Raw genomic sequence first — 22,242 nt, forward strand, 5'->3', positions numbered from 1 at the left:
CACGATAAAAACATAAGGATCCTTACCATGACATATCCTCGAACATTTTCCCATATTGGCATCTCCGTCACCAACCTGGAACAGGCCGTCAAATTCTACACTGAAACCCTGGGGTGGTATGTGATCATGCCTCCTACAGAAATTGTCTCCGACGATTCGGCCATCGGCATCATGTGCGATGATGTCTTCGGGAAGGGCTGGGGGAAATTTAAGATCGCTCACCTCGCCACCGGCGACAAAATCGGTGTGGAGATCTTTGAATTTGCCAATGCGGAAAAACCGGAAAACAACTTCGAATTCTGGAAAACAGGGGTGTTCCACTTCTCCGTCCAGGACCCGGACGTGGAAGGCCTCGCCGCAAAGATCGTCGCCAACGGCGGCAAGCAGCGTATGCCCGTGCGTGAATACTACCCCGGCGAAAAGCCCTACCGCATGGTCTACTGCGAGGACCCCTTTGGGAACCTCATTGAGATCTACTCCCACAGCTATGAACTCACCTATTCGGCTGGGGCCTATCAGGGTTGATAAGTGGGCCTGAACGTAAGGCGGATGTGATTTGCCCCGAGGTACGAAGGGCGAAGCACATCCGCCTTTAAAACAAAATTCATCCGAAATGAATTTTTAAGACCTGTTTGTTAAACTTTTCAAAGCTTTAGCCCCGACAGGGCCGCCGGAAGAATAATCTGAATAGTTACAAAACAGCCTTATGCTCTCCCGTCTTTTTAGGTAAATTAGCCACCCCTACCGCCGCATGCAGATTTTCTACAAAGCTTGAATCCACACAAAGCAACTCGCCCAGCGGGTGTCGCGCAGCTGTTCCAAAAGATCGCCGTAGCTGAAAGTGCGTCCGTCGTTCTCGGACAAGGGGGTGACAGAGATGGGGGCGTGGGGAGTCCCGGAATGTATTGGCTCAGGATCCCATCGGACAAGAAGCATATCCCGGCTTCCGTGAGCGGAGTCAGGGATCGCTTCAAGCCCTTCGTAAAAATTTTCATCCGGGAACGTAAGGGGAGAAAGCGAGTCCACAGGCCGATTCGTCATCAGAGAGAGCACCTGCCCCGACTCGGAGACATGATAAAGGGAAAGAGAACCGGTGGGCTCAGGCGGAGAGAGATGAACCTGATAAGGGCTACCGGACGCCAGAAGGCCCTCGGGGGTGACCCCTATGCGCAAACCCTTATTCTCAGTCTTTTCCACAAAGCAGAGACGAAACCACGCATCGGTGTCGACAGGATAAACCGCAGGGTCAACCCGAAGGGTCCACCCCCCGTGTCGCCTGACCAGATGAAATTGCGAGGGAAAGACCCCGGCGGTCGCCAGCTCCCGTGCGAGGGGAAGGGCCGCCTTATAGCCCTCGCCAAACGCCAGGGGCCGTTTTAAGAGGTGTTCACGGTCCGCAGCCACCTTTTGAAAAAGGGTGCGGTTGTCGTAACCCAGGGCCACATAATACCGACCCGAAGCCCGGGTCCGCTTCACCATCGTAAGATGACTCAAGCTGACCCGGCTCTCCAGATCCACACGAAAGTGAGAAGAAAACATACGGCCTGAAGCGCCCCGCTCCGCAACCACCTCACCGGTAGAGTGAACGCTCACCCGAAGAGCCTCGGCAATCTCCCGCGACGCCTCCGACCGGGCCGAGGCCATGCTGTCTCCCTGCCCGTATCCCACCAGCACATGCGCAGGTGCCCCCACATCCCTTGCCACATACCACCCCGGCCCGCCACACCCCTGAAACAAAAACAAAAGCAAAAATATGCCTGCAGAGAAATGCCTCCGGCGGCCCTGCCGGGGGCCAAACTTTTGATCCGCCTTCGCCCGAGGGCTACGGCGCGACAAGAAAGTTTGACAAACAGGTTTTAAAAACTGATTTTTCGATTTCGAGATAAAATCATTTCGACTCGGCATGTGCGTTCACCTTAAAAAAATGTAACCATTCAGCTTCACCCTGTCTCTGGCGGGTCTCTTTTTGAAAAAAATTTCGCAAAAACGTTTCAGCCCGTAGGGTGCGGCTCCCGCACCGTTCAACGTCACGCAAACCACCGGACCCGTCTCAACACTTATCACGAAGTGCGGCGTTGCAGGTTTATCAGACGTTAAGCGGTGCGCACGGCGCACCCTACATTTCACATCGACACGGTTACCAAAGGACAGACCCTTTATACGGTTTTCTTCCTCATCGACCCTGGCGCATCGGTGTGAGGCGATTGGGTGGCATGAGCTGAACAGTTACCATTGTGCACACTCACCGCTCATACACTTGCGACGCATGATGCATTCCCTTGCCTGTCGCGCGAATGCGTACGCATTTCAGCCCGGAATGACGACACCCAAATCGCATTCGCAAACCCGCTTTCAAGGTGGTTTTTGCTACAGTGGCTTCGCCACCTTGCCGCCGGAGGCATGTTTTTACCCCCGCTATTCAAAGCGCAATCTCATGTGCAGGTTTCCCCTGGCTGTAGGCTCCTGGAGTTGTGTGCCGCCCCGGCTCCGGCTGATGCGGCGGGTTTGTTGGGAAACCCGTTGGTAAAGGCTCTCCAGGGTGTCGTGATCGTTCATGAGCTCTTTCATGAGAAAATAGCTAAAGAGACGATGGCCTTTTTCGGGGTACATGTTGGAGAACTGGCGATCGGTACCCGCGGTGATTACGGCCATGCGGCGGTCATCGAACCCGATGGCTTTTGGTACCAGCCGTGTGGCGGCCCGGCCGTTCCCGAAAACCGAGGTCCCATCGGCCACACCGGTAAAACAGCTGTCCATAAAGACCACGATCTCGGCGGCCCGGCTTTGGCTCAGGGTCTGAAAGAAGGTATCGATCCGGAAAAAAGGTGACTCGTGAATAAAATCCGGGGCCTGATCCCGGGCCAGGAGATACGGAGCGCCCCCGTCTTTAAGTGAAGGGAGGCCGTGACCGCTGTAGTAGACGTAGATGCGATCGCCTTCGCCCACATCACGCAGGAGAAACCGGAGCTCATCTTGAATGGAGGCAGCGGTGGCCGGAAAGGTCCGCCCTTTGAGCCCCTTGATCTCTGTGGTTCCGTCATCATTCAGCAAAAAAACGTTTTCGGCCGGGACGCCCAGGCGGTTCATGGCCACCCGGGTAAAAAGCTCGGCGCTGCGTCTTGAGTAGGCAATGGGGCTGGCCTTGTCGTAAGCCTCGATGCCCATGGCAAAGAGCCAGGTGGTGAGATGGGGATCGAGAGGGCGACTCGATTTCAAACGGCCGGGAAGGTCATCCTCATAAGAAAGGGGGTCTTTTTCATTCCGGTCATTCGAAGCGCCAAGGGCCGCTTTGGCCAGCACGCGCTCGCCGACCGATGCCAGGGGCACCTTTTTTTCAAAGGTTTTCCACCCTGGCTCGTCCAGGGCCAGAAAGTCAGATCGAAGATCCGGGGAGAGCTTGAGAAAAGAGGGACGCCGTTCAGATCCCAGGGTCTTAAAGGCCATGACCTCCTCAGGTTTGAGGCCAAATTCCCGGCGATACCAGGGCATCAGATCAATGGACACAGCAGCCGCCCCACCGCCGCATGCGGCGGTGACGTAAAGGGTCCCCGATTCGAGCAGGGTGTCGGTCAAAACGGGTCGATACCGACCGTTTCCATAAGCCCTTATCGCCACCGGACGTCTCTGCTCATCCAAAACCGTCACGAGGGTTTCATCCGACGCATCAAAGGTAAGGATTTTTCCGGTTTCATCGTTTATTTGACGGCGATCCAACACCTCATAGTCCACAGGTGCCCAGAGGTAGCCCATCAAAAGCCAGGACCTCAGGTGGCGGTCGTAGAGTCGTTGCCGCATCGCCTCTTCCCCGTCGGGATCTCCCCACCCGGTAAAGAGCCTCTTGACGCACCAGACGGGAGTCACCACGAGCCCGGCCACCGTCGAGAGAGCGGTCCCCAGGATCAACCGGGCATCCGGTTCGTAATCGTAAATGTCCAGACGAGTGACCTCTTTGGCCTGGACCTGAATTTTTGCCACCCGTTCAGGGACATGTTTTTCCGTCATGACCCGAAAGCCCTCGTCTTCAGGGATCACGGTCACCTGGCAGGCGGCCAGGGCCAAGCCCTGGGCGGCCCCCCAGGGTTCGCTCTCATATTCAAAGGAAAAACGCCTGCCGGAGCATGAATTAAAAAGAAAAAGAACAATCAGTATGGGCAAAACACGTTTCACACGATGTCTCCAGATAGATGGCGTGGCGGATTGAAATCAGCCTGCAAGGGGCAACAACACGCGGCCCTTAAAAAACGACAAAGCCATGGGTTAACGTATCATTCTTAATCTGGGTATCGGCTGAGAACCCCTCTTTCTGAAGCACCTTACGAGGTCAGAGGACTTTTGATGGTACAGAAAGCAGCGGATATGATAAAGTGGAGTGTTGGTTTGCTCCACCAGCTGCGGTTTTTTGATTGGCAGCCCTGAGTTGCCGCCTTGAAAAAGCTGCGTCTTGCGTCATTCTTCCGGTGAAGTGAAGCGTGCTCCTCAGGAGTCAACGCCCTCTCCCCTCCGGGTCACAGCACGATGCACCCATACCTTAACATTGTTAGAGGCCTCATCCCATGACACAAAATTTTCACAGAAGAAGTCCCCATCCAAAACGGAAAGGCCACAGGCAAACGCCAAAAAAGAAATTCACATCTCACATCCGTGCCGGGTCCGATGCCGCGTTAAAACCGATTTTCGAACAGATCGGCGCCCCGGAAGCCCGACCGTTTGCCCCGGACCGTTTTCAGCTGGAGGCCGTGGAGGCCGTTCGGCATGGGGATTGTCTCGTCACCGCCCCCACGGGTTCAGGCAAGACCTGGATCGCGGAGCAGGTCATCCGCAAAGCCCTTGAACGGGGTGAGCGCTGCTGGTACGCCACGCCCCTGAAGGCCTTGACCAACACCATTTTCAGCACGTTCTGCGACCTCTTCGGAAAAGACAAGGTGGGCATTCTCACCGGAGACATCAAGGACAACGCGGATGCCTCCATCATCGTGGGCACCACAGAAATCCTGCGTAACCAGCTCTACGACGCCATGCACACAGGACAAGACCTGGGAACCAACCTGGTGGTCATGGACGAGGCCCACTATCTGGGCGACAGAGACCGGGGTGTGGTGTGGGAAGAGGTGATGATTTACCTTCCCAGCCGGGTTCCCCTGCTCATGCTTTCCGCCACCGTGGGCAACGCCCATCAGATCGCAGAATGGCTGACCTCCATCCGAGGCCGCGAAGTGCAGGTCATCGAAGAGACCCACCGTAGCGTGCCCCTGCACCCCCTCTTCTTTCATCCCTCCGGCACCCTGTTTCCCCTCATCAGCCAGAAAGGCGCCAAGGGAAAGGTGGGCCTCCACAAAAAGGTCACCGCCTACATGCACCAGGACCGCCCCCCCATCCTGGCGCCCCCCAACCGCCTGCCCCCCATGGGCGAGATCATGAAGGTGCTCAAAAAATACCGTCTGCTTCCGGCCATCTTCTTTATGAAGTCCCGTGCCGACTGCAACGGCGCACTGGAGCTTTGCTCCGGTGAAGTCCTGGCCGGAGATCCGGCCCGAGCCGATCTTCTCTCCCAGCGTGTGGATGAGATCCTTTCAGCCCACCCACACCTGAGCAAACACAAGCAACGTTACCATCTGGAACACCTGGCCGTGGGAGCTCACCACAGCGGCCAGCTTCCCGGATGGAAAATCGTCATCGAGACCCTGATGAACGAGGGTCTTCTGGATGCCATGTTTGCCACCAGCACGGTGGCAGCCGGGGTAAACTTCCCTGCCCGGAGCGTCGTGATCCTGAACTCTGACCGCTTCAACGGCGTCGATTTCGAGTCCCTCTCCTCCTCCGAATACAACCAAATGACCGGACGTGCCGGAAGGCGGGGCAAAGACAAGGTAGGGTTTGCCGTCATCCTGCCAGGAAAATTCAACGATCTTGGACACCTGGCACGCCTCACCAACCAGGCACCGGAGCGCATCGAGAGCCAGATCAACATCAACTTCTCCATGGTGCTCAACCTGATGCTCTCCAACACCCCGGACCAGATCCGCGGTCTTCTGGAGCAATCCTTTGCCACCTTTCTTCTGGAGAAAAAACGAGGGAAAAGTGTGGGCAACAGCAAGCTCTGGGAGGACTTCCTCGTTCACCTGGATTTTCTGAAGCTCAAAGGCTTTGTGGATGAAGAAAACCGCCTCACCGTTGACGGTCAATGGGCCTCAAGATTGCGTATCGACGCCCCCCTTATGGTGGGTGAGTGTTTCCGACTGAAACTCTTCCCAGAAGATCCGGCGCTTATGGCAGCCATGGTGGCCTCCTTTGTCAACGAACGGGAGCGGGACGACGACAGCATTAACCGCAGCGTCCTGCCCAAGAGTCTCACCCGGACCTTCCTTAATATCCGCAAAGGACTGACCCCCTTTGCCCGGGAGATGATCGAGTGGGGCTTTGAGGCCCCCTTTCTCTACCTCCACCCGGCGGCCACCATCTACCTCTGGGCTTCCGGTACCCCATGGAACGATGTGCTTCAGTTCTCTGGACTCCAGGAGGGAGATCTCTCCCGCCTGGTTCTACGTACCGCCGACAACCTGCATCATATTGCAGCCCTCAAATCGGTCTTCCCCCGGGCTGCAGCAGCAGCGGCCGAGGGAAAAAGAGCGATTATGAAAGATCCCATCGTCACCACCCTGGAGGAGATTCCGGCTCGAAAAGACGAGCCCGTCTCCGATTCTCCTGTGTGATACTGGGCGTTTACTTTACGCGTCATTTTATTTATATAGATTTAGATTGATAAAGCCTTGAACCGGTGGTGCGCCATTCACGCGCACCACCGGCAGGCTAAAATGACACATAAGACATCCTCACGGGCAGGCCTGTGCCCTCAGATCGCCTGCGAGGTGTCACCACCATTGATTTGTCAGACAGTTACCTTAAAGGAGTATGACCATGGATAAGTGCCCATGCGGACTTGATGCGGCTTACGATACATGTTGCGAACCCATCATCAAAGGCGAGAAAGCCGCCGAGACAGCAGAGCAACTCATGCGTGCCCGCTACAGCGCCTATGCCAAAGTGGAAACCGATTTTCTCCGGGACTCCATCCGTCCGGACAAACGCCACACCCATGACGAACGCCAGACCAAAAACTGGGCGGCCAAGTCCGAATGGTTCGACCTCGAAGTGGTCAGCACCGAAAAAGGGGGCGTCGATGACGACACCGGTCGCGTAGAGTTCATCGCCAACTATGCCATTAAAGGCGAAAAAGCGCGCCACCACGAGCAGGCCACCTTTGTCAAAGTCGACGGTGCCTGGTACTTTGATGACGGCGTGGGCGTGGTTCCCGAGACCCTGGTTCGCCAAGGCCCCAAGGTAGGCCGTAACGATCCCTGCCCCTGCGGCAGCGGCAAGAAATTTAAGAAGTGCTGCGGATAAAAAGGCGGCCTTCCGTTACCCATTGAGGAAAAGCCCGCGTAACGCGGGCTTCTCCTCATCCCTCCCGCGGAGCCCCGTTCCACCACCCCGCTGCCCCCCTGAATTTATATTATTAAGGAGTCAATGATGATTGAGTGGGCTTATCTTCGAAAAGGCTGAACATCCTGCACCAAAGCCCAAGAGTTACTTGGGTCCCTGAATCGTCTCCCCCAAGAGATCACCGACGCACGCAAAGAGCGCATTGACGCTGAGGCCGCCTGGGCCATCCTCTCCTCACGCCCTCTGGTGGTGACGGCCCGGGGGAAGAAAACAGTGGAATGGCACCCATCAGATGCCAACAAAGAGGCGCTGCTCAAAGCGGCCATGGGCCCATCCGGCAACCTGCGAGCGCCCACCCTCCGCCTGAAAAACTTGATTGTTGTTGGGTTTCACGAAGATTTTTATAAGAGCACCTTCATCTCTTGAACCCGATGCCCTGAAGAAACGCCCCGGGCATCCAACCCCAAAAAGGAAGAAACATGATGAAATCTTTTGCCCCGTTTCTCATCGGCCTCTTTTCCCTGTGTGCCTTCACCGCGTTTGCCTCGGACGCCCCCACCCTGAAAGACACCCCGTCCAGCGAACTCACCGCAGCGGCCACGTCCATGGACTCTGCCCAGACCGCCGTCGAGGCCAAAGTCGAAACCAACGTCGAGGCCCTCCCAGAGACGATGACCGCCCCAGAGCCAGAAACCCCCGCAGCCATGATGGATGAGATGATTCCGGCCCCTCCTGAAGAGATGACCCCGGCCCTGGCAAATGTCGCAGAAATGGTCATCGCAACGGCCATTGCCGATCGTGAGCCCGTAGAACCCGGAATCCTCTTCACCACGAATACCGAGCGCCTCTACTGTCACAGCCGCATCACCTCCATTGCTCCGACCACCATCACCCATATCTGGTATCGTGAGGGAGAACGTGTGGCGGAGATTCCTCTTCAGATCGGCGCCGCCTCGTCCTGGCGCACCTGGAGCTCAAAAGCCATTTTCCCAGCCACACCCGCCGCGTGGCGAGTGGAAATCGTCGCAGAAAACGGGGTTCTTTTGTCCCAGACCGATTTCACCGTAGAATAACCACCCTCGTTTCACCAAAAAGGCTGACGGCAGACTTTTTCTTCTGCCGTTGGCCTTTTTTCGGGACATCAATGTTTCAGGCAAATGTGCCGATAAATAGAATACAAGGGTTTCCCGGTTCCATAATTCAGCCGCATGACGGCCTGACAAAGTGATGAAGGAGAATGTTAACATGGCTCTTTGGGACAAGCTGAAAGGCGAACTGATTGATGTCATCGAATGGCTGGATGATTCCGGGGACACCATGGTGTGGCGATTCCCACGGCATCAAAACGAAATCAAGTACGGTGCCAAACTCACCGTCCGGGAATCCCAGGCAGCGATCTTTGTCAGTGAGGGACAGATCGCCGATGTCTTCGGGCCGGGTCTTTACGACCTCACCACCCGCAACCTGCCCGTTCTCACCACCCTTCAAAAGTGGTATCACGGATTTGAAAGTCCTTTTAAATCCGAGATCTACTTTATCAGTACCCGGAATTTCACCGATATCAAGTGGGGCACCAAAAAGCCCATCACTTTAAGGGATCCCGAATTCGGACCGGTACGCCTGCGTGCCTTCGGCACCTATGTCGTCCGCGTCACCGACCCCAAGTCCTTTATCACGGAAATTGCAGGAACTGAAGGCCACTTCACCGTGGAGGAAATCACCGGCCAGCTGACCAGCATGGTCATCACCCGTTTTGCCGATCTCCTGGCCGAGAGCAAGATTCCGGTGCTGGACCTGGCCGCCAACTACAACGAACTCTCCGGCTGGGTGACCGAAAAACTCGCCCCGGAGTTTTCCGAATACGGCCTCTCCCTCACCAAACTCCTCATTGAGAATATCGCCCTGCCCAAGGCCGTGGAAGAGGCGTTGGACAAACGAACCAGCATGGGCATTGTGGGCGACTTGGACGCCTTCACCAAATTCCAGGCCGCCAATGCGCTGGAGAAAGCCGCTGAAAACCCCTCCGGCGATGCCTCGGCCGGCGTCGGCATGGGCATGGGATTTGCCATGGCCAACCAGATGACACAGACCATGACCCAGCAGGCCCCCCAGGCAGCGGCCGCCCCACCGGCCGCGGGAAGTGCCACGCCGCCCCCCCTCCCGACCCGGGAAGCCATCACCTACTATCTCGGCATCGGTGGTGAGCAGAAAGGGCCCTTTTCACAAAAAATTATCGAAGAGATGATCCGGGATAAAACCCTGACCCAGGAGACCCTGGTCTGGCACAAGGGCATGGCCAGCTGGGAAAAGGCCGCCAAGGTGGACGAACTGCGCCTCCTCCTGGGAAATGAGCCGCCCCCGCTGCCTTGACAAAAACGCCTCGCCTTCCGGCGGGCAGGGGATTTTTTCCCACCCTGGATTCACCGGCCCGGCTGCGCCAACCTCGGCGGCAACGCCACACGAATGCGCATTCGCTTTCAAGGTGGCACACCTTGCCGCCGGAGGCACGCTTTTGACTTTTCCTCTGAGCCCTCTGTGGCTCTGTGGTTCATTTAACCTTGACCATAGAGGGCTCTTTTATTCATGTTCACATCATCGTCCCATCACAGAGTTTGACTTATGGCCAACTGCAAAAACTGCTCCGCCCCCATCCCTGCAGACACCATTGTCTGCACCTACTGCGGCACACGCAACGACACCGACCTGACCGGTATTCACGAATTCACCGAAGTGGTCCCCGATCAGGAGCGAACCTGCCCCCGCTGTCACATCGCCATGAAAACCATTGACCTCAAAATCGGTGGCACCTTTCTCATCGAGCGATGTGAAAAATGCATGGGCATGTTCTTCGACTCCGGCGAGTTGGAAGCTCTCATCAAAGCCACGGTAAAAAACGTCAACCATGTCAACCACAACAAGCTCAAAGAGCTTTACGCCCTGCAACGTCATGACGAATACGGCATCACCTACATCAAGTGCCCGGTCTGCGACACCATCATGAACCGCGTCAACTTCGGGCAGCGAAGCGGGGTGATCATCGACCGCTGCTCCGACCACGGCCTCTGGCTCGACGGAGGGGAACTCCGCCACCTATTGGAGTGGGTAAAAGCCGGTGGCAAAATGTACAATCAGAAACGGGAAGAGATGAAACAAAAGATGGACGCCAGAGAAGACATCAAAGTCAGGCGGGCCACCACCATCCATTCGGGGGGCCACTTCGACTCCTACGGCGCCACCCTCCGAAACAGCGACCCCGACCTGTTCACCATCGTCGGCCGTGTGATCAAATGGCTGGCCGGCTGAGACCCAAGGGGGAAGGGTCCCCTGTGCCACCGCGACCCTTCCCCGGACACCAGGAAAAAAGGCCCTGACCTGCCCGATTCAACCGGCAAAGGAAGGCGCAACCGTATACTACTCCCGAGGGTTATGAGTTTCCCCGTCCCGGGCCTTACGATTTTACCCGTGCCAGCCTTTACAAGATTACCGGTACCGGCCCTTGCGAGATTGCCCGTGCCGGCCCTTGCGAGATTCAAACGACTCTGGTAGGTTACCCCGATTATACGGCATAAAAAAGGATCCCGCGAGTTGCGGTGTTGCCTCAACGAGCCATCTGAACATACGGACCGGGTAAAACCCGGTTTTATTAGGTAAAGCGGTAGACCCCGCTTCGCCATCAAGGAGTGCTTCCATGGCAAATGACGTCAACAAGGTCATCTACTCGATGATCCGTGTTAGTAAATACTACGATAAAAAGCCGGTTCTCAAGGATATCTCTCTCTCCTATTTCCACGGTGCCAAAATCGGTGTGCTGGGCTTAAACGGCTCCGGTAAATCCTCCCTGCTGCGCATCCTGGCCGGGGTGGACACAGAGTTCAACGGCCAGACCATCCTCTCTGACGGCTTCACCATCGGCTACCTGGAACAGGAGCCCTTGCTGGACGAGGACCGCACCGTGATGGAGGTGGTCAAAGAAGGGGTCCAGGACGTGGTGGACCTCATTAAAGAGTACGATGAGATCAACGAAAAATTTGCCGAGCCCATGGACGACGACGCCATGGACAAACTCATCAACCGGCAGGGGGTGGTGCAGGACAAAATGGACCACCTGGAGGCATGGGACTTAGACGCCCGCCTCGAGATGGCCATGGATGCGTTAAGGTGCCCGCCCTCCGATGCAAAGGTCAGCGTCCTGTCTGGCGGTGAAAAGCGCCGTGTGGCCATGTGCCGCCTGCTTCTGCAAAAACCCGATATCCTTTTGCTTGACGAACCCACCAACCACCTGGACGCCGAGACCGTGGCCTGGCTGGAGCAGCACCTTCAGCGCTACGAAGGAACCGTCATCGCCGTGACCCATGACCGCTACTTCCTTGACAACGTGGCGGGCTGGATTCTGGAACTCGACCGAGGTGAAGGCATCCCCTGGAAGGGCAACTACTCCTCCTGGCTGGACCAGAAAGGCACGCGCCTTGCCCAGGAAGAGAAGCAGGAGAGCACCCGCCAGAAAACCCTGGCCCGTGAGCTCGAGTGGATCGGCATGAGCGCCAAGGGGCGTCATGCTAAAGCAAAATCCCGCATCTCCGCCTATGAAACACTGTTGAACGAAGACACGAAACAGCGTGAGCAGGAGATGGAGATCTTCATTCCCCCTGGCCCCCGCCTCGGCAACAAGGTCATCGAGGCCGAAAATGTAGCCAAAGCCTATGGGGACAAACTCCTCGTGGAGAACATGAATCTCATGCTTCCCCCCGGCGGTATCGTGGGCGTCATCGGCCCCAACGGTGCGGGTAAAACCACCCTCTTCCGCATGATCACCGGCCAGGACACCCCCGACAGCGGCACCATTAACATTGGACCCTCCGTCAAGCTGGCCTACGTGGACCAGAATCGAGACAGCCTGGACTCGGATAAGAGCATCTGGGAAGTAATCTCCGGCGGTCAGGACACCATCACCCTGGGCAACCGTGAAGTCAACTCAAGGGCCTATGTCTCCCGGTTCAACTTTTCCGGTGCCGACCAGCAGAAAAAAGTGGGCGCTCTTTCCGGTGGCATGAGAAACCGCGTGCACCTGGCCTGTATGCTGAAGGAAGGGGCCAACGTCATTCTCCTTGACGAACCCACCAACGACCTGGACGTCAACACCATGCGCGCCCTGGAAGAAGCTCTGGAAAACTTTGCGGGGTGTGCCGTGGTCATCAGCCACGATCGCTGGTTCCTGGACCGCATCGTCACCCACATCCTGGCCTTTGAAGGGGACAGCCAGGTGGTATGGTTCGACGGCAACTACTCCGAATACGAAGAGGACCGCAAGAAACGCCTCGGGATCGATGCCGATCAGCCCCATCGTATCAAGTACCGCCACCTGACCCGATAATCCTTCGGGCCGAAAGAGAAGCTCACGAGCCTCTTTTTCGGCCCAGGTTACCGGAGAATACGTCTGTGGGAAATACCGTGAACACCTTTCCTCCTGACGAATCAGGCATTGAAAAGAGATCATGGAGTTGATACAATTTCAAGGTGTACATAAAGACATTCCACACCAGGCCCCTGCCACCTGAAGTGACCGATGGCGATCGGTATTTTTTTAACAGGCAAGCCCCTTGGAACTGCCAGCCTCCCAGGGTCCCTGCCCGAACCGGCTCACGCCCATACCACTCGCGCCGACACCCGTAATCATCCATGCCATTTTTTGAATCGAGGGGAGTTCATTCACCATGGCCACCATCCTCATCATCGACGATGACCAGTACATATGTGAGATTTTAGAAGCCTTTATTCTCAGGGAAGGGCACCGCTCCCTGTCCCGGCAAACCCTCACCGAAGGGTTGCAGCAACTGGAACAGGCCGCCTTTGATCTCGTCTTTCTCGATGTAGGCCTCCCCGACGGAAGCGGCCTGGAACTGGTACGCCGTATCCGCAGCACTCCGGGAGAACCCGAGGTGGTGATCATCACGGGAGCCGGCGATGCAGACGGTGCGGAAATGGCCATCAAAAACGGCGCCTGGGACTACCTGCAAAAACCGTTCAACCTGAAAGAGATCACCCTCACGCTGAAGCGGGCTCTCCAGTACCGCGAAAACCTCAAAGCCTCCACCATCAAAGAGGCCCCCCTTGACAGCCAGGGAATCATCGGCAGCAGCCCCATCATCCATGACAGCCTCACCACCCTGGCCCACGCCTCCCGAAACAACGCCAGCGTCCTCATCACCGGCGAGACGGGTACAGGCAAAGAGCTCTTTGCCCGTGCCGTCCACAACAACAGCCAGCGAAAAGAAAAGAAATTTGTGGTGGTGGATTGCGCCGCCCTGCCTGAAACCCTCATAGAAAGCGCCCTGTTCGGTCACGAAAAAGGCTCTTTTACAGGGGCTGAAAAGACCTCGGAGGGGCTGGTCAAACAAGCCGATGAGGGAACCCTCTTTCTTGATGAAGTCGGTGAAATGAACCTGGCCCTTCAGAAGGTCTTTTTGCGCGTGCTTCAAGAAAAATGCTTTCGCCCGGTGGGGAGTCGCGTGGAACTGAAAAGTGATTTCCGCCTGGTGGCCGCCACCAATCGGAATCTCGACGACATGGTGGCCGAGGGCAGCTTCCGAAACGACCTGCTCTACCGGCTCCGAACCGTGGCTATCGAGCTCCCCCCCTTGCGCATGCACCCGGAAGACATCCAGGCAATCATTCTCTACCACACCACGGACATCTGCCAGAATTTCGGCATTGAGCCCAAGGGCTTCTCCCCGGACTTCTTCCAGATACTCAACGCCTACAGCTGGCCCGGCAACATTCGAGAGTTGGTAAACACCCTGGAGGGGGCCATCAGCAAAGCAGGGCAGGAACCCATCCTCTTTCCCATGCACCTTCCCGACGCCATTCGGGTCCACGTGGCCCGCGCCAACGTCAAGGGAGGAAACCCGCCGCCTACGACCACGGCCTACCAGGTAAAAAAAGCACCCAACCAGAGCACCTCCCGTTTCCCGGTGGTGGCACCGGATATCACCCCAACCCACGGATTCCCCTCTCGGGCCGAAGCCATGCCTTCCCGGGAAGAGGTCCTCACCGAAACGGATCAGGCCTACCTCAGCCATCTCATGCGGGTGACCCGCGGGAACATCAAAGAGTCCTGTCAAATCTCCGGCCTGGGACGCACCCGTCTTTACACCCTCATGAAAAAATACAATATCTCTCGCCTCGGATGGGCCTCTCCAGAGAATGCAGAGGAGACCCTCCTGTTGGAACCCACGCCCCTTGACGTCCCGGATGTCTGAATAAAAAAGAGCATCTGACCACAATCCAAACGATTTGTTCACTTTTGTGAATTCCTGCCATCCACTTAAACGACCCAATACCCTGGCCGTCCGCCGCACTGTCCCTTCTGAACGCCCCAGAAAAGAGGCCCGCACCCCATCATTTGCCCTATGATTACAGCCCTTTCCCTCCAAAGCCCGAAAAAAACCGATAGAAAAAACGCCGACGCGGCACACCCGGCACGCAACCTGCATTTCTTCCTAAGCAAGACAAACGATGATGCCTCAACCCTTCAAGGAGTGGGCGCCATGCAACAACCGAACACAAACACCATCGATGTCTGCACCTCACTTTTCTGGCACTTATCAGACAAAGGGCTTGTCCCTTCCGAGGTCAACAGACTGGTAAAAGATATCTTTTGCATCCTCCAGGACGGAGGAACCTTTACGGTGGGTTTCGTCAACCACCAACTAAATGACATGGGGTGGACCGGACACATCATCGACGAAGACACCATTGAGCTGGTGCTGGCCATTTTAGTAAACGATTTTAAGTACTCCGTCAGCACGCACACGGTCCACTGATATACGTACCTGTATCATTCAGACAACTTACCCTGCCTTCTGCCGGGGGCCATCTACGCAACCCTTTCCCACCACCAAACCATGCGTAGATGGTCCCCATCTTTTTTGCCCTCCGGCCTATATATCCCCTCTAAACAGACCCTTCCTTCAGGACACCTGTCCTTTCTCCTTTTTCCACCCGGGCATGTCCTGCTGAAACAAAATGGGCGTTTGCCTTCAATTTGCTTGAAAAAGAATGTGAAATGACTTATTTAGAGAGTTTTTGACCCGTTGTCATCGGTGGTCCCAGAGAAGTCGAAAATCGACAAAATCGATGGGAATGGGTCGAAAAGAAAGCGACGATTGCGGGAAACATCAGCGGCGCCCAATATCTCTGCCCGAATGGCACTCCCGACGCCACATCCCATCCCGCCCGTCGCCCCAATGGCAACCCCCGCGTCACCCGGATATCCGGGGGTCGCTTTTCATGATTTCTTCAGTTTCAGGTAATACTAAAAGCATGTCTCACGAAAATAACACGCCCTTCGCACGGGAAATCAATAAGCGCCGAACCTTCGGCATCATCAGCCACCCCGACGCGGGTAAAACCACGTTGACGGAAAAACTCCTCCTCTTTGGTGGGGCGATCCAGCAGGCAGGCGCCGTAAAATCCCGAAAAACAGACCGTCACGCCACCAGCGACTGGATGGCCATCGAACAGGAAAGGGGCATCTCAGTCACCAGCTCGGTGATGAAATTCAACTACCACGATTACGACATCAACCTCCTCGACACCCCCGGCCACAAGGATTTCTCCGAGGACACCTACCGTGTCCTCACGGCGGTGGACAGTGCCATGATGATCATCGACCACGCCAAAGGGGTGGAGACCCAGACTGAAAAGCTCATGGAGGTGTGCCGCATGCGCAACACCCCGATCATGACCTTTATCAACAAACTGGACCGGGACGGCATGGAGCCCCTGGACATTCTGGCCGATATTGAAGAGAAACTTCAGATCGAGTGCACCCCCCTCACCTGGCCCATCGGCATGGGCAAACGCTTCAAGGGGGTCTACAACCTCTACAAAAAAGAGCTCCATCTCTTCTCTGCGGAAAAAGAGACCCTGGCCAAGGAGGGCATCCGCATTCAGGATCTCTCCGACCCCAAGCTCGACGAGCTGCTCGGCAGCCAGGCCAATGACCTCCGAGATGACATCGAGCTCATCGAAGGGGCCGCCGATCCCTTTGAGCTGGAGCTTTACCTTAAGGGCACCCAGACGCCGGTCTTCTTCGGCAGCGCCATCAACAACTTCGGTGTTCAGGAGCTGCTGGACGCCTTCGTGGAGATGGCTCCCACCCCCATTACCCGAAAGGCCATCACCCGAGAAGTGTCTCCTTACGAAGAGGAGTTCTCCGGCTTTGTCTTTAAAATTCAAGCCAACATGGACCCATCCCACCGGGACCGCATCGCCTTTTTCCGCATCTGTTCGGGAAAATTCACCCGGGGCATGAAGGTCAAACACCACCGCATCGGCAAGGACATCACCATTGCCAACGCCACCATCTTCATGGCCCAGGATCGAACCAACGTGGAAGAGGCTTTCCCCGGTGATATCATTGGGATCCACAACCACGGCACCATTAAGATCGGGGACACCTTCACCACCAAAGAGGCGCTGAAGTTCACCGGCATTCCCAGTTTTGCCCCGGAACACTTCAAACGGGTGCTTTTAAAAAACCCATTGAAAACCAAGCAGCTCCAAAAGGGCCTTCTCCAGTTGGCCGAAGAGGGGGCCGTTCAGGTCTTCCGCCCCTTGCGCGGAAGCGATTATATCCTGGGTGCCGTCGGAGAGCTGCAGTTTGAAGTGACCATCGCCCGACTTAAAAACGAATACAACGTGGATGCCGCCTACGAGCATGTCAATATCGGGGTGGCACGATGGATTGAAAGTGATGACAAAAAAAAGATGGATGACTTCAAAGAGGGCCAGAGGGCCAGCCTGGCCATGGATGCCGAAGGGCACCTCACCTTTCTGACCACCAGCGAATGGCAACTGGGATTTGTAATGGAGCAGAACCCCGACATTGTGTTTAACAAGACACGGGAATACGCCTGATGAAAGCGCAAAAATACCGAGAGATACCCTACAACTACACCTCTGCCGACGATGAACTGGTGGTCACCTACCTGTTTGACGCAAAGGTGTGGAACCGACTCCTGGAGCTGAGGGGCAAACGTATCACCGGACGTTCCGCCAAGCTACTCATGCGGCTGATGGGTGATATGTTTATCTTGAAGCGCAACCCCTTCCTCTTTGACGACCTGGCCCATTCACACCGTCGACGCCGCCTGTTCCTCAAGACGGCCACCAACGACCTGGCCATCATCGAAAAAATGGCAGACCAGAAAGAGGTCCTGGAGATCACCGGGCGATGCCGCAAGGCCCTGAAAGCGCTCAACGACTCCCTGAAAACCCACAAGCGTCAAAGTCGCTACATCAAACGCGAACTGGGGGCCATCATTGGCCGAGAGAACGTCTGCTTTGAGCCCTTCTCCATCATCAGCCACGCCACGGACGCCACGGACTGGCGACGCCACCTTGCCGTGGCCGTCCTGCGTCCCACCCGGGAGTCCCAAATAGCGCCCCTGATAAAAGCCGTCGAAAAGCTCGGTCTTTCTATCATCCCCCGCGGTGCGGGCACCGGCCTCACCGGGGGCAGCGTGCCGGTCTCTGAAGGCTGCGTGATGATCAACACGGAAAAACTCAACCGCATTCGGGGCACCAAACACCTTCCAGCGGCTCCCGGTACCGGCATGAGCAGCATGACGGTCCTTGAACTGGAAGCGGGAGTCATTACCCAGACGGCCATGGCCTACGCCGAAGCCGAAGAGCTCGTCTTTGCCACCGACCCCACCAGCTCCTGGGCCTGCACCATCGGCGGCAACATCGCCGAAAACGCCGGCGGTAAAAAAGCGGTGATGTGGGGCACCGCCATCGACAACCTGGTCTCCTTCCGCATCGCCATGCCCGGCGGACGCCTCATGGAAGTACGCCGGGAAGACCACCCCATGCGAAAAATCCTGCCCGAAGACACCGTTATCTTTTCCGTCCGGGATGAAGAGGGGCAGGTTCGAAAAGTCATCACCCTTGCCGGAACGGAAATCCGCAAGGTGGGGCTGGGAAAAGACATCACCAACAAGGCCCTGAAGGGCCTGCCCGGTATTCAAAAAGAGGGATGCGACGGCATCATCACCTCGGCAGAGTTCATCCTCTACCCCCCCTTTGAGTACAAGACCACCTTCTGCCTGGAATTCTTCGGCAACGACATGGAAGAGGCCAGCGAAGTCATTGTCAAGATCTCCAAGGAGTTCAAAAACAATGGCAAAGAGGCCCTCATCGCCTTGGAACACTTTGATGACGAGTACATGCACGCCATCAACTACAAGGTGAAGGCAACGCGAAAAGGGAGCCCCAAAGCCGGCCTTCTCATCGACATGGTGGGGCACAACGAAGAGGAAATTACGCGGGGGGTCCAACGCCTTCAGGATCTGCTGGTCCCGTACGAAAACACCGAACTCTTTGTGGCCCGGGACGAAGACGAAGCCGAGCGCTTCTGGAAAGACCGCAAGAAACTCGGGGCCATCGCCAAGCGCACCAACGCCTTCAAGCTCAACGAAGATATCGTCCTCCCCCTGGACGCCATCGGCGCCTTTACCCGTTTTGCGGACCTTTATAACCTGGAAGAGAACCGCTACAACCAGGCGGACTTCGTCCACGCCACCCTGTCCTACCTGGAACACGCCGAACCCATCGAAGATCCGGAATGGCTTGAGGCACGTATTCCCAAGGCCCGTGAAATCTGCACCGAAGCCCTGACCGCCACCCGGGAAGCCACGGCGGCAGAGCTCAAAGACGGGGCTCAGGCGAAACAGCTGTTGGCCGAGCTCCTGGAGTTCTTTCGCGGTTACAAGCGTATCTCCGGAGACTTCCAGCGTATCTTTAAAGAGGCACGGGCCCGCCAGATCATCATTGCCACCCACATGCATGCGGGTGACGGCAACGTCCACGTCAACATTCCTGTCTTCTCCAACGACATGGAGATGATGAAGCGCGCCACCAAAACGGCCGATAATATCATGGAAGAGGCCGTCCGCCTGGGCGGCGTGGTAAGCGGTGAGCATGGCATCGGTATCACCAAGATGAAATATCTGGAGCCGTCCCTGGCGAAAGACCTGGCCGCCTACAGAAAAGAGGTGGACCCCAAAGGGGTGATGAACCCCGGCCAGCTCGTAGATCCCACCATTCAGTCCAAGGTCTATACGCCCTCTTTCAACCTGCTGGAGTTGGAAGCGAGCATCCTGCAGCACGGGTCTCTGGAAACCCTGGCGGCCAAGATAGCCACCTGCGTGCGCTGCGGAAAATGCAAGATCGATTGCTGTACCTTCTACCCGGCCAAAAACATGTTCTACCATCCGAGAAACAAAAACCTGGCCATTGCCTCTCTCATTGAGGCGATCCTCTACGATGTGCAACGGTCCCACTCCACACGCTTCAAATTTCTCAAGCAGATGGAAGAGATCGCCGACCACTGCACCATGTGCCATAAGTGCTTCAAGCCCTGCCCTGTGGACATCGACACGGCCGAGGTGTCTCTGATGGAACGGGAGATCCTCGTCTCCCGAAAATACAAAAAGACCCCCCTGGCCACCCGGGCCTCTCTCACCTACCTGGAGACCCGGAACCCCCTGGCCAATGCCCTGTTTCGAAAGGGCCTCGTCACCTGGGGAGGTGCCCTTCAGCGGACCGGTCACAAGGTGATCAAGAGCATGGCACCTGTGAAGAAAACGCTGGCCGGGATTCAAGCGATTCAACTTCTTGAGTCTCCCATGCCTCACACGCCTTCGGATACCCTGCGGAGTATTCTGCCCAAGTGCGGCACCAACCAGGCGCTGATCCTGAACCCGCCGGAGGAGACAGAACAGTCTGTCTTCTACTTTCCCGGGTGCGGTTCCGAGCGGCTCTTTTCAGATATTGCCAAGGCCGCCATCTATATCCTGCTCTCAGCTGGAACACGGGTGGTGTTGCCACCGCCTTATATCTGCTGCGGATTCCCCGCCAAGGTCAACGCCAAGACCGTCCAGCACAGCCAGATCACCTTGCGGGACTCGGTCATTTTCAGCCAGATCCGCGAAATGATCAGCTACGTGGATTTCGATGCCTGTGTGGTGAGCTGCGGCACCTGCCGGGAAGCCCTGGAAGAGTTCGGGGCACCAGAAATCCTGGGCTGCAGAATCGAGGACGTCAGCCGATTTGCCCTGGAAAATGGCCTGGATGTCAAAGGAGGCAACAGCTGCCTCTACCACGCCCCCTGCCATGACTCCCTGGACGGGGAAGCGGCCAGCCTTCTGGAAGAGTTCACCGGATACTCCGTCGAGACCATCCCCTACTGCTGTTCGGAAGGGGGGACCCTCTCCATGAGCCGCCCCGACATCACCAACGCCATGCTCCAGCGAAAACATGATGAAATCCAGCTGCGGACCGAGGGAAAAGGCAGAGAAACGACCCTTCTCACCAACTGCCCGTCCTGCATCCAGGGGCTGGGCCGAAATCACGACCTCGATATCATTCCCCGGCATCTGGCCGTTGAACTGGCCATCCAGACCGGCGGAAAAAACTGGGAAGAAAAACTCAAAGCCATGGTCAAACAGGCCGAGGTGGTCACCTTCTAAATACCGACAACCGACGTTCAAGGCCCCCCTTGAACGTCGGTTCCCTCAAAACCTATCTTTGGGGAGTCGTGCCCCTGCACGCCCCGCAATGCCACCTGGACCATCAAAGAGGACCCGACGCCATGGCCGATACCGACACCCTCATCCGCTCCTGGGCAGAGGCCCTTTCTTCGCCTGTCACACTGACGCTGCACACCACGGGAACCCACACAAGCGATGAGATGAAACGCTTTGGACAGCATCTCGCCCACACGGCCGGAGAGAACCTTGTCCTGGCCCTCAAAAAAGGCGAAGCGCCCCTGCCCTTTTTTCAGACAGAAAAGGGCCTGAAATTCTTCACGCTTCCAGGTAAAAAACTGCTGGAGCTTCTTCTCTACGCCATGGCAGAAGACCCCGATGCCATGGCGGAAGTCCTGGCCTCTGCTCTTCAACGCCTGGAACTCCCCGCCACTCTGGATCTCTTTGTGGCAGAAGCCTGCCCCTTTTGCCCCCGCATTGCGAGACAACTCATCACCCTGGCACTCCAAAGCCCTCATATCCACCTCTCCCTTTACGACGGCACCCTGTTCCGCGAGGAAGCCGAACATCGAGGCGTCCAGGCCGCCCCCACCCTGATCTACGACGGAGACATGCGGTGGAGCGGCCAATTTGATGTGGCCTCGGCCATGGAGGTCGCGGCCGGACGCTCTCCTGAAGACCTCAGCCCCAATGCCCTTCGGGCATTGCTGGAAGAGGGGCAAGCCTCCCGCGTTACGGCCATGATGGCCGAGGCGGAAAAGCCTTTCGAATCGATGACCACCCTCCTGGCCGATGAAAAATGGTCTATCCGCCTGGGGGCCATGGTGGTGATGGAAGAACTCGCCGAAACCCACCCCACCATCGTCTCTCAAACCGCAGCCACCCTCCTGGCACGCCGATCGACCCTTAACCCGGGGGCCCTGGGAGACATCATTTATATTGCCGGACTCTCCGGGGACCCCGTTCATCTCTCAACCCTTCGGGAAATACTGGCGGGTCCCTGCGATGACGCCCTCCAAGACGCAGTCGATGAGGCACTGGAAGCGTTAGCCGAGAAAGCATCCAGCTGATGAATGCCGCAGTGATCACTTTTTACTTGACAGCCACTTTGTTTCCAAAGTATCTATCATACCGTATTTACAAGCATACCTAACTCATGCATCTCACACATCATCTGACCTGAACGTCTGCGGGACGATTCAACGCCAATGCACGCCACTCCGGCTGCCACCGGCCCCTTGAACGGCCATCG

Annotated in this window: 15 protein-coding genes and 1 pseudogene; 13 read left to right on the forward strand and 3 right to left on the reverse strand. The window is 56.6% G+C overall.

Features of this window, described 5'->3' with window-relative positions; all coding sequences use genetic code 11:
* Positions 1 to 27: 27 nt before the first annotated feature.
* Entirely contained in the window at positions 28 to 525 is a 498-nt protein-coding gene (locus tag Q1Q75_RS10305; RefSeq protein ID WP_300670066.1) for a lactoylglutathione lyase family protein, read from the forward strand.
* Positions 526 to 762: 237 nt separating this feature from the next.
* Here Q1Q75_RS10305 and Q1Q75_RS10310 read toward each other — a convergent pair whose 3' ends face one another.
* On the reverse strand, positions 763 to 1,749 hold the full coding sequence (locus Q1Q75_RS10310) for a hypothetical protein (protein WP_300670067.1): 987 nt from the start codon (positions 1,747 to 1,749) through the stop codon (positions 763 to 765).
* 666 nt (positions 1,750 to 2,415) lie between these two features.
* Complete coding sequence (locus Q1Q75_RS10315; protein WP_300670069.1) at positions 2,416 to 4,167, reverse strand: caspase family protein; 1,752 nt, start codon at positions 4,165 to 4,167, stop codon at positions 2,416 to 2,418.
* Positions 4,168 to 4,553: 386 nt separating this feature from the next.
* On the opposite strand from Q1Q75_RS10315, the gene Q1Q75_RS10320 reads away from it, so the two are divergent.
* The 7 genes and pseudogenes from Q1Q75_RS10320 (at position 4,554) to ettA (ending at position 12,811) form a co-directional block, all read left to right on the forward strand.
* Entirely contained in the window at positions 4,554 to 6,710 is a 2,157-nt protein-coding gene (locus Q1Q75_RS10320; RefSeq protein WP_300670071.1) for a DEAD/DEAH box helicase, read from the forward strand.
* 205 nt (positions 6,711 to 6,915) lie between these two features.
* The gene (locus Q1Q75_RS10325) at positions 6,916 to 7,401 is read left to right on the forward strand and encodes a YchJ family protein (RefSeq protein ID WP_300670073.1); all 486 of its coding nucleotides are present in this window, start codon (positions 6,916 to 6,918) and stop codon (positions 7,399 to 7,401) included.
* A 171-nt stretch (positions 7,402 to 7,572) separates the two neighbouring features.
* Positions 7,573 to 7,866 (forward strand): annotated as a pseudogene (locus tag Q1Q75_RS22610) (hypothetical protein); the annotation flags it as partial.
* A gap of 53 nt (positions 7,867 to 7,919) precedes the next feature.
* Positions 7,920 to 8,513 (forward strand): DUF2914 domain-containing protein, encoded by a 594-nt coding sequence (locus Q1Q75_RS10330; RefSeq protein WP_300670075.1) that lies wholly within the window; start codon positions 7,920 to 7,922, stop codon positions 8,511 to 8,513.
* Positions 8,514 to 8,685: 172 nt separating this feature from the next.
* A complete protein-coding gene (locus Q1Q75_RS10335) occupies positions 8,686 to 9,810 on the forward strand; it encodes an SPFH domain-containing protein (protein WP_300670077.1) in 1,125 nt (374 codons plus the stop codon).
* Between the two features lie 249 nt (positions 9,811 to 10,059).
* Entirely contained in the window at positions 10,060 to 10,743 is a 684-nt protein-coding gene (locus Q1Q75_RS10340; protein ID WP_300670079.1) for a zf-TFIIB domain-containing protein, read from the forward strand.
* Positions 10,744 to 11,128: 385 nt separating this feature from the next.
* Positions 11,129 to 12,811 carry an energy-dependent translational throttle protein EttA gene (gene ettA / locus Q1Q75_RS10345; RefSeq protein WP_300670081.1) on the forward strand — a complete coding sequence of 561 codons (1,683 nt, stop codon included), beginning with the start codon at positions 11,129 to 11,131 and terminating at the stop codon, positions 12,809 to 12,811.
* A gap of 210 nt (positions 12,812 to 13,021) precedes the next feature.
* Here ettA and Q1Q75_RS10350 read toward each other — a convergent pair whose 3' ends face one another.
* Positions 13,022 to 13,153, reverse strand: coding sequence for a hypothetical protein (locus tag Q1Q75_RS10350; RefSeq protein ID WP_300670083.1), 132 nt, complete (start codon positions 13,151 to 13,153; stop codon positions 13,022 to 13,024).
* Between Q1Q75_RS10350 and Q1Q75_RS10355 the strand changes: the two genes are divergently transcribed.
* From Q1Q75_RS10355 to Q1Q75_RS10375, 5 genes are all read left to right on the forward strand, one after another.
* Positions 13,152 to 14,696 (forward strand): sigma-54 dependent transcriptional regulator, encoded by a 1,545-nt coding sequence (locus Q1Q75_RS10355; RefSeq protein WP_300670085.1) that lies wholly within the window; start codon positions 13,152 to 13,154, stop codon positions 14,694 to 14,696. The genes Q1Q75_RS10350 and Q1Q75_RS10355 overlap by 2 nt on opposite strands.
* A gap of 288 nt (positions 14,697 to 14,984) precedes the next feature.
* Positions 14,985 to 15,260: a hypothetical protein gene (locus Q1Q75_RS10360; RefSeq protein WP_300670087.1), complete on the forward strand. Its 276-nt coding sequence runs from the start codon at positions 14,985 to 14,987 to the stop codon at positions 15,258 to 15,260.
* Between the two features lie 499 nt (positions 15,261 to 15,759).
* A complete protein-coding gene (locus Q1Q75_RS10365; RefSeq protein ID WP_300670089.1) occupies positions 15,760 to 17,358 on the forward strand; it encodes a peptide chain release factor 3 in 1,599 nt (532 codons plus the stop codon).
* Positions 17,358 to 20,972, forward strand: coding sequence for a DUF3683 domain-containing protein (locus Q1Q75_RS10370; protein ID WP_300670091.1), 3,615 nt, complete (start codon positions 17,358 to 17,360; stop codon positions 20,970 to 20,972). Before Q1Q75_RS10365 ends, Q1Q75_RS10370 begins: the two co-directional genes overlap by 1 nt.
* 122 nt (positions 20,973 to 21,094) lie before the next feature.
* Entirely contained in the window at positions 21,095 to 22,060 is a 966-nt protein-coding gene (locus Q1Q75_RS10375) for a thioredoxin family protein (protein ID WP_300670093.1), read from the forward strand.
* Positions 22,061 to 22,242: the final 182 nt, after the last annotated feature.

This window comes from Desulfoluna sp. (genome assembly GCF_030145185.1).
Taxonomy (GTDB): domain Bacteria; phylum Desulfobacterota; class Desulfobacteria; order Desulfobacterales; family Desulfolunaceae; genus Desulfoluna.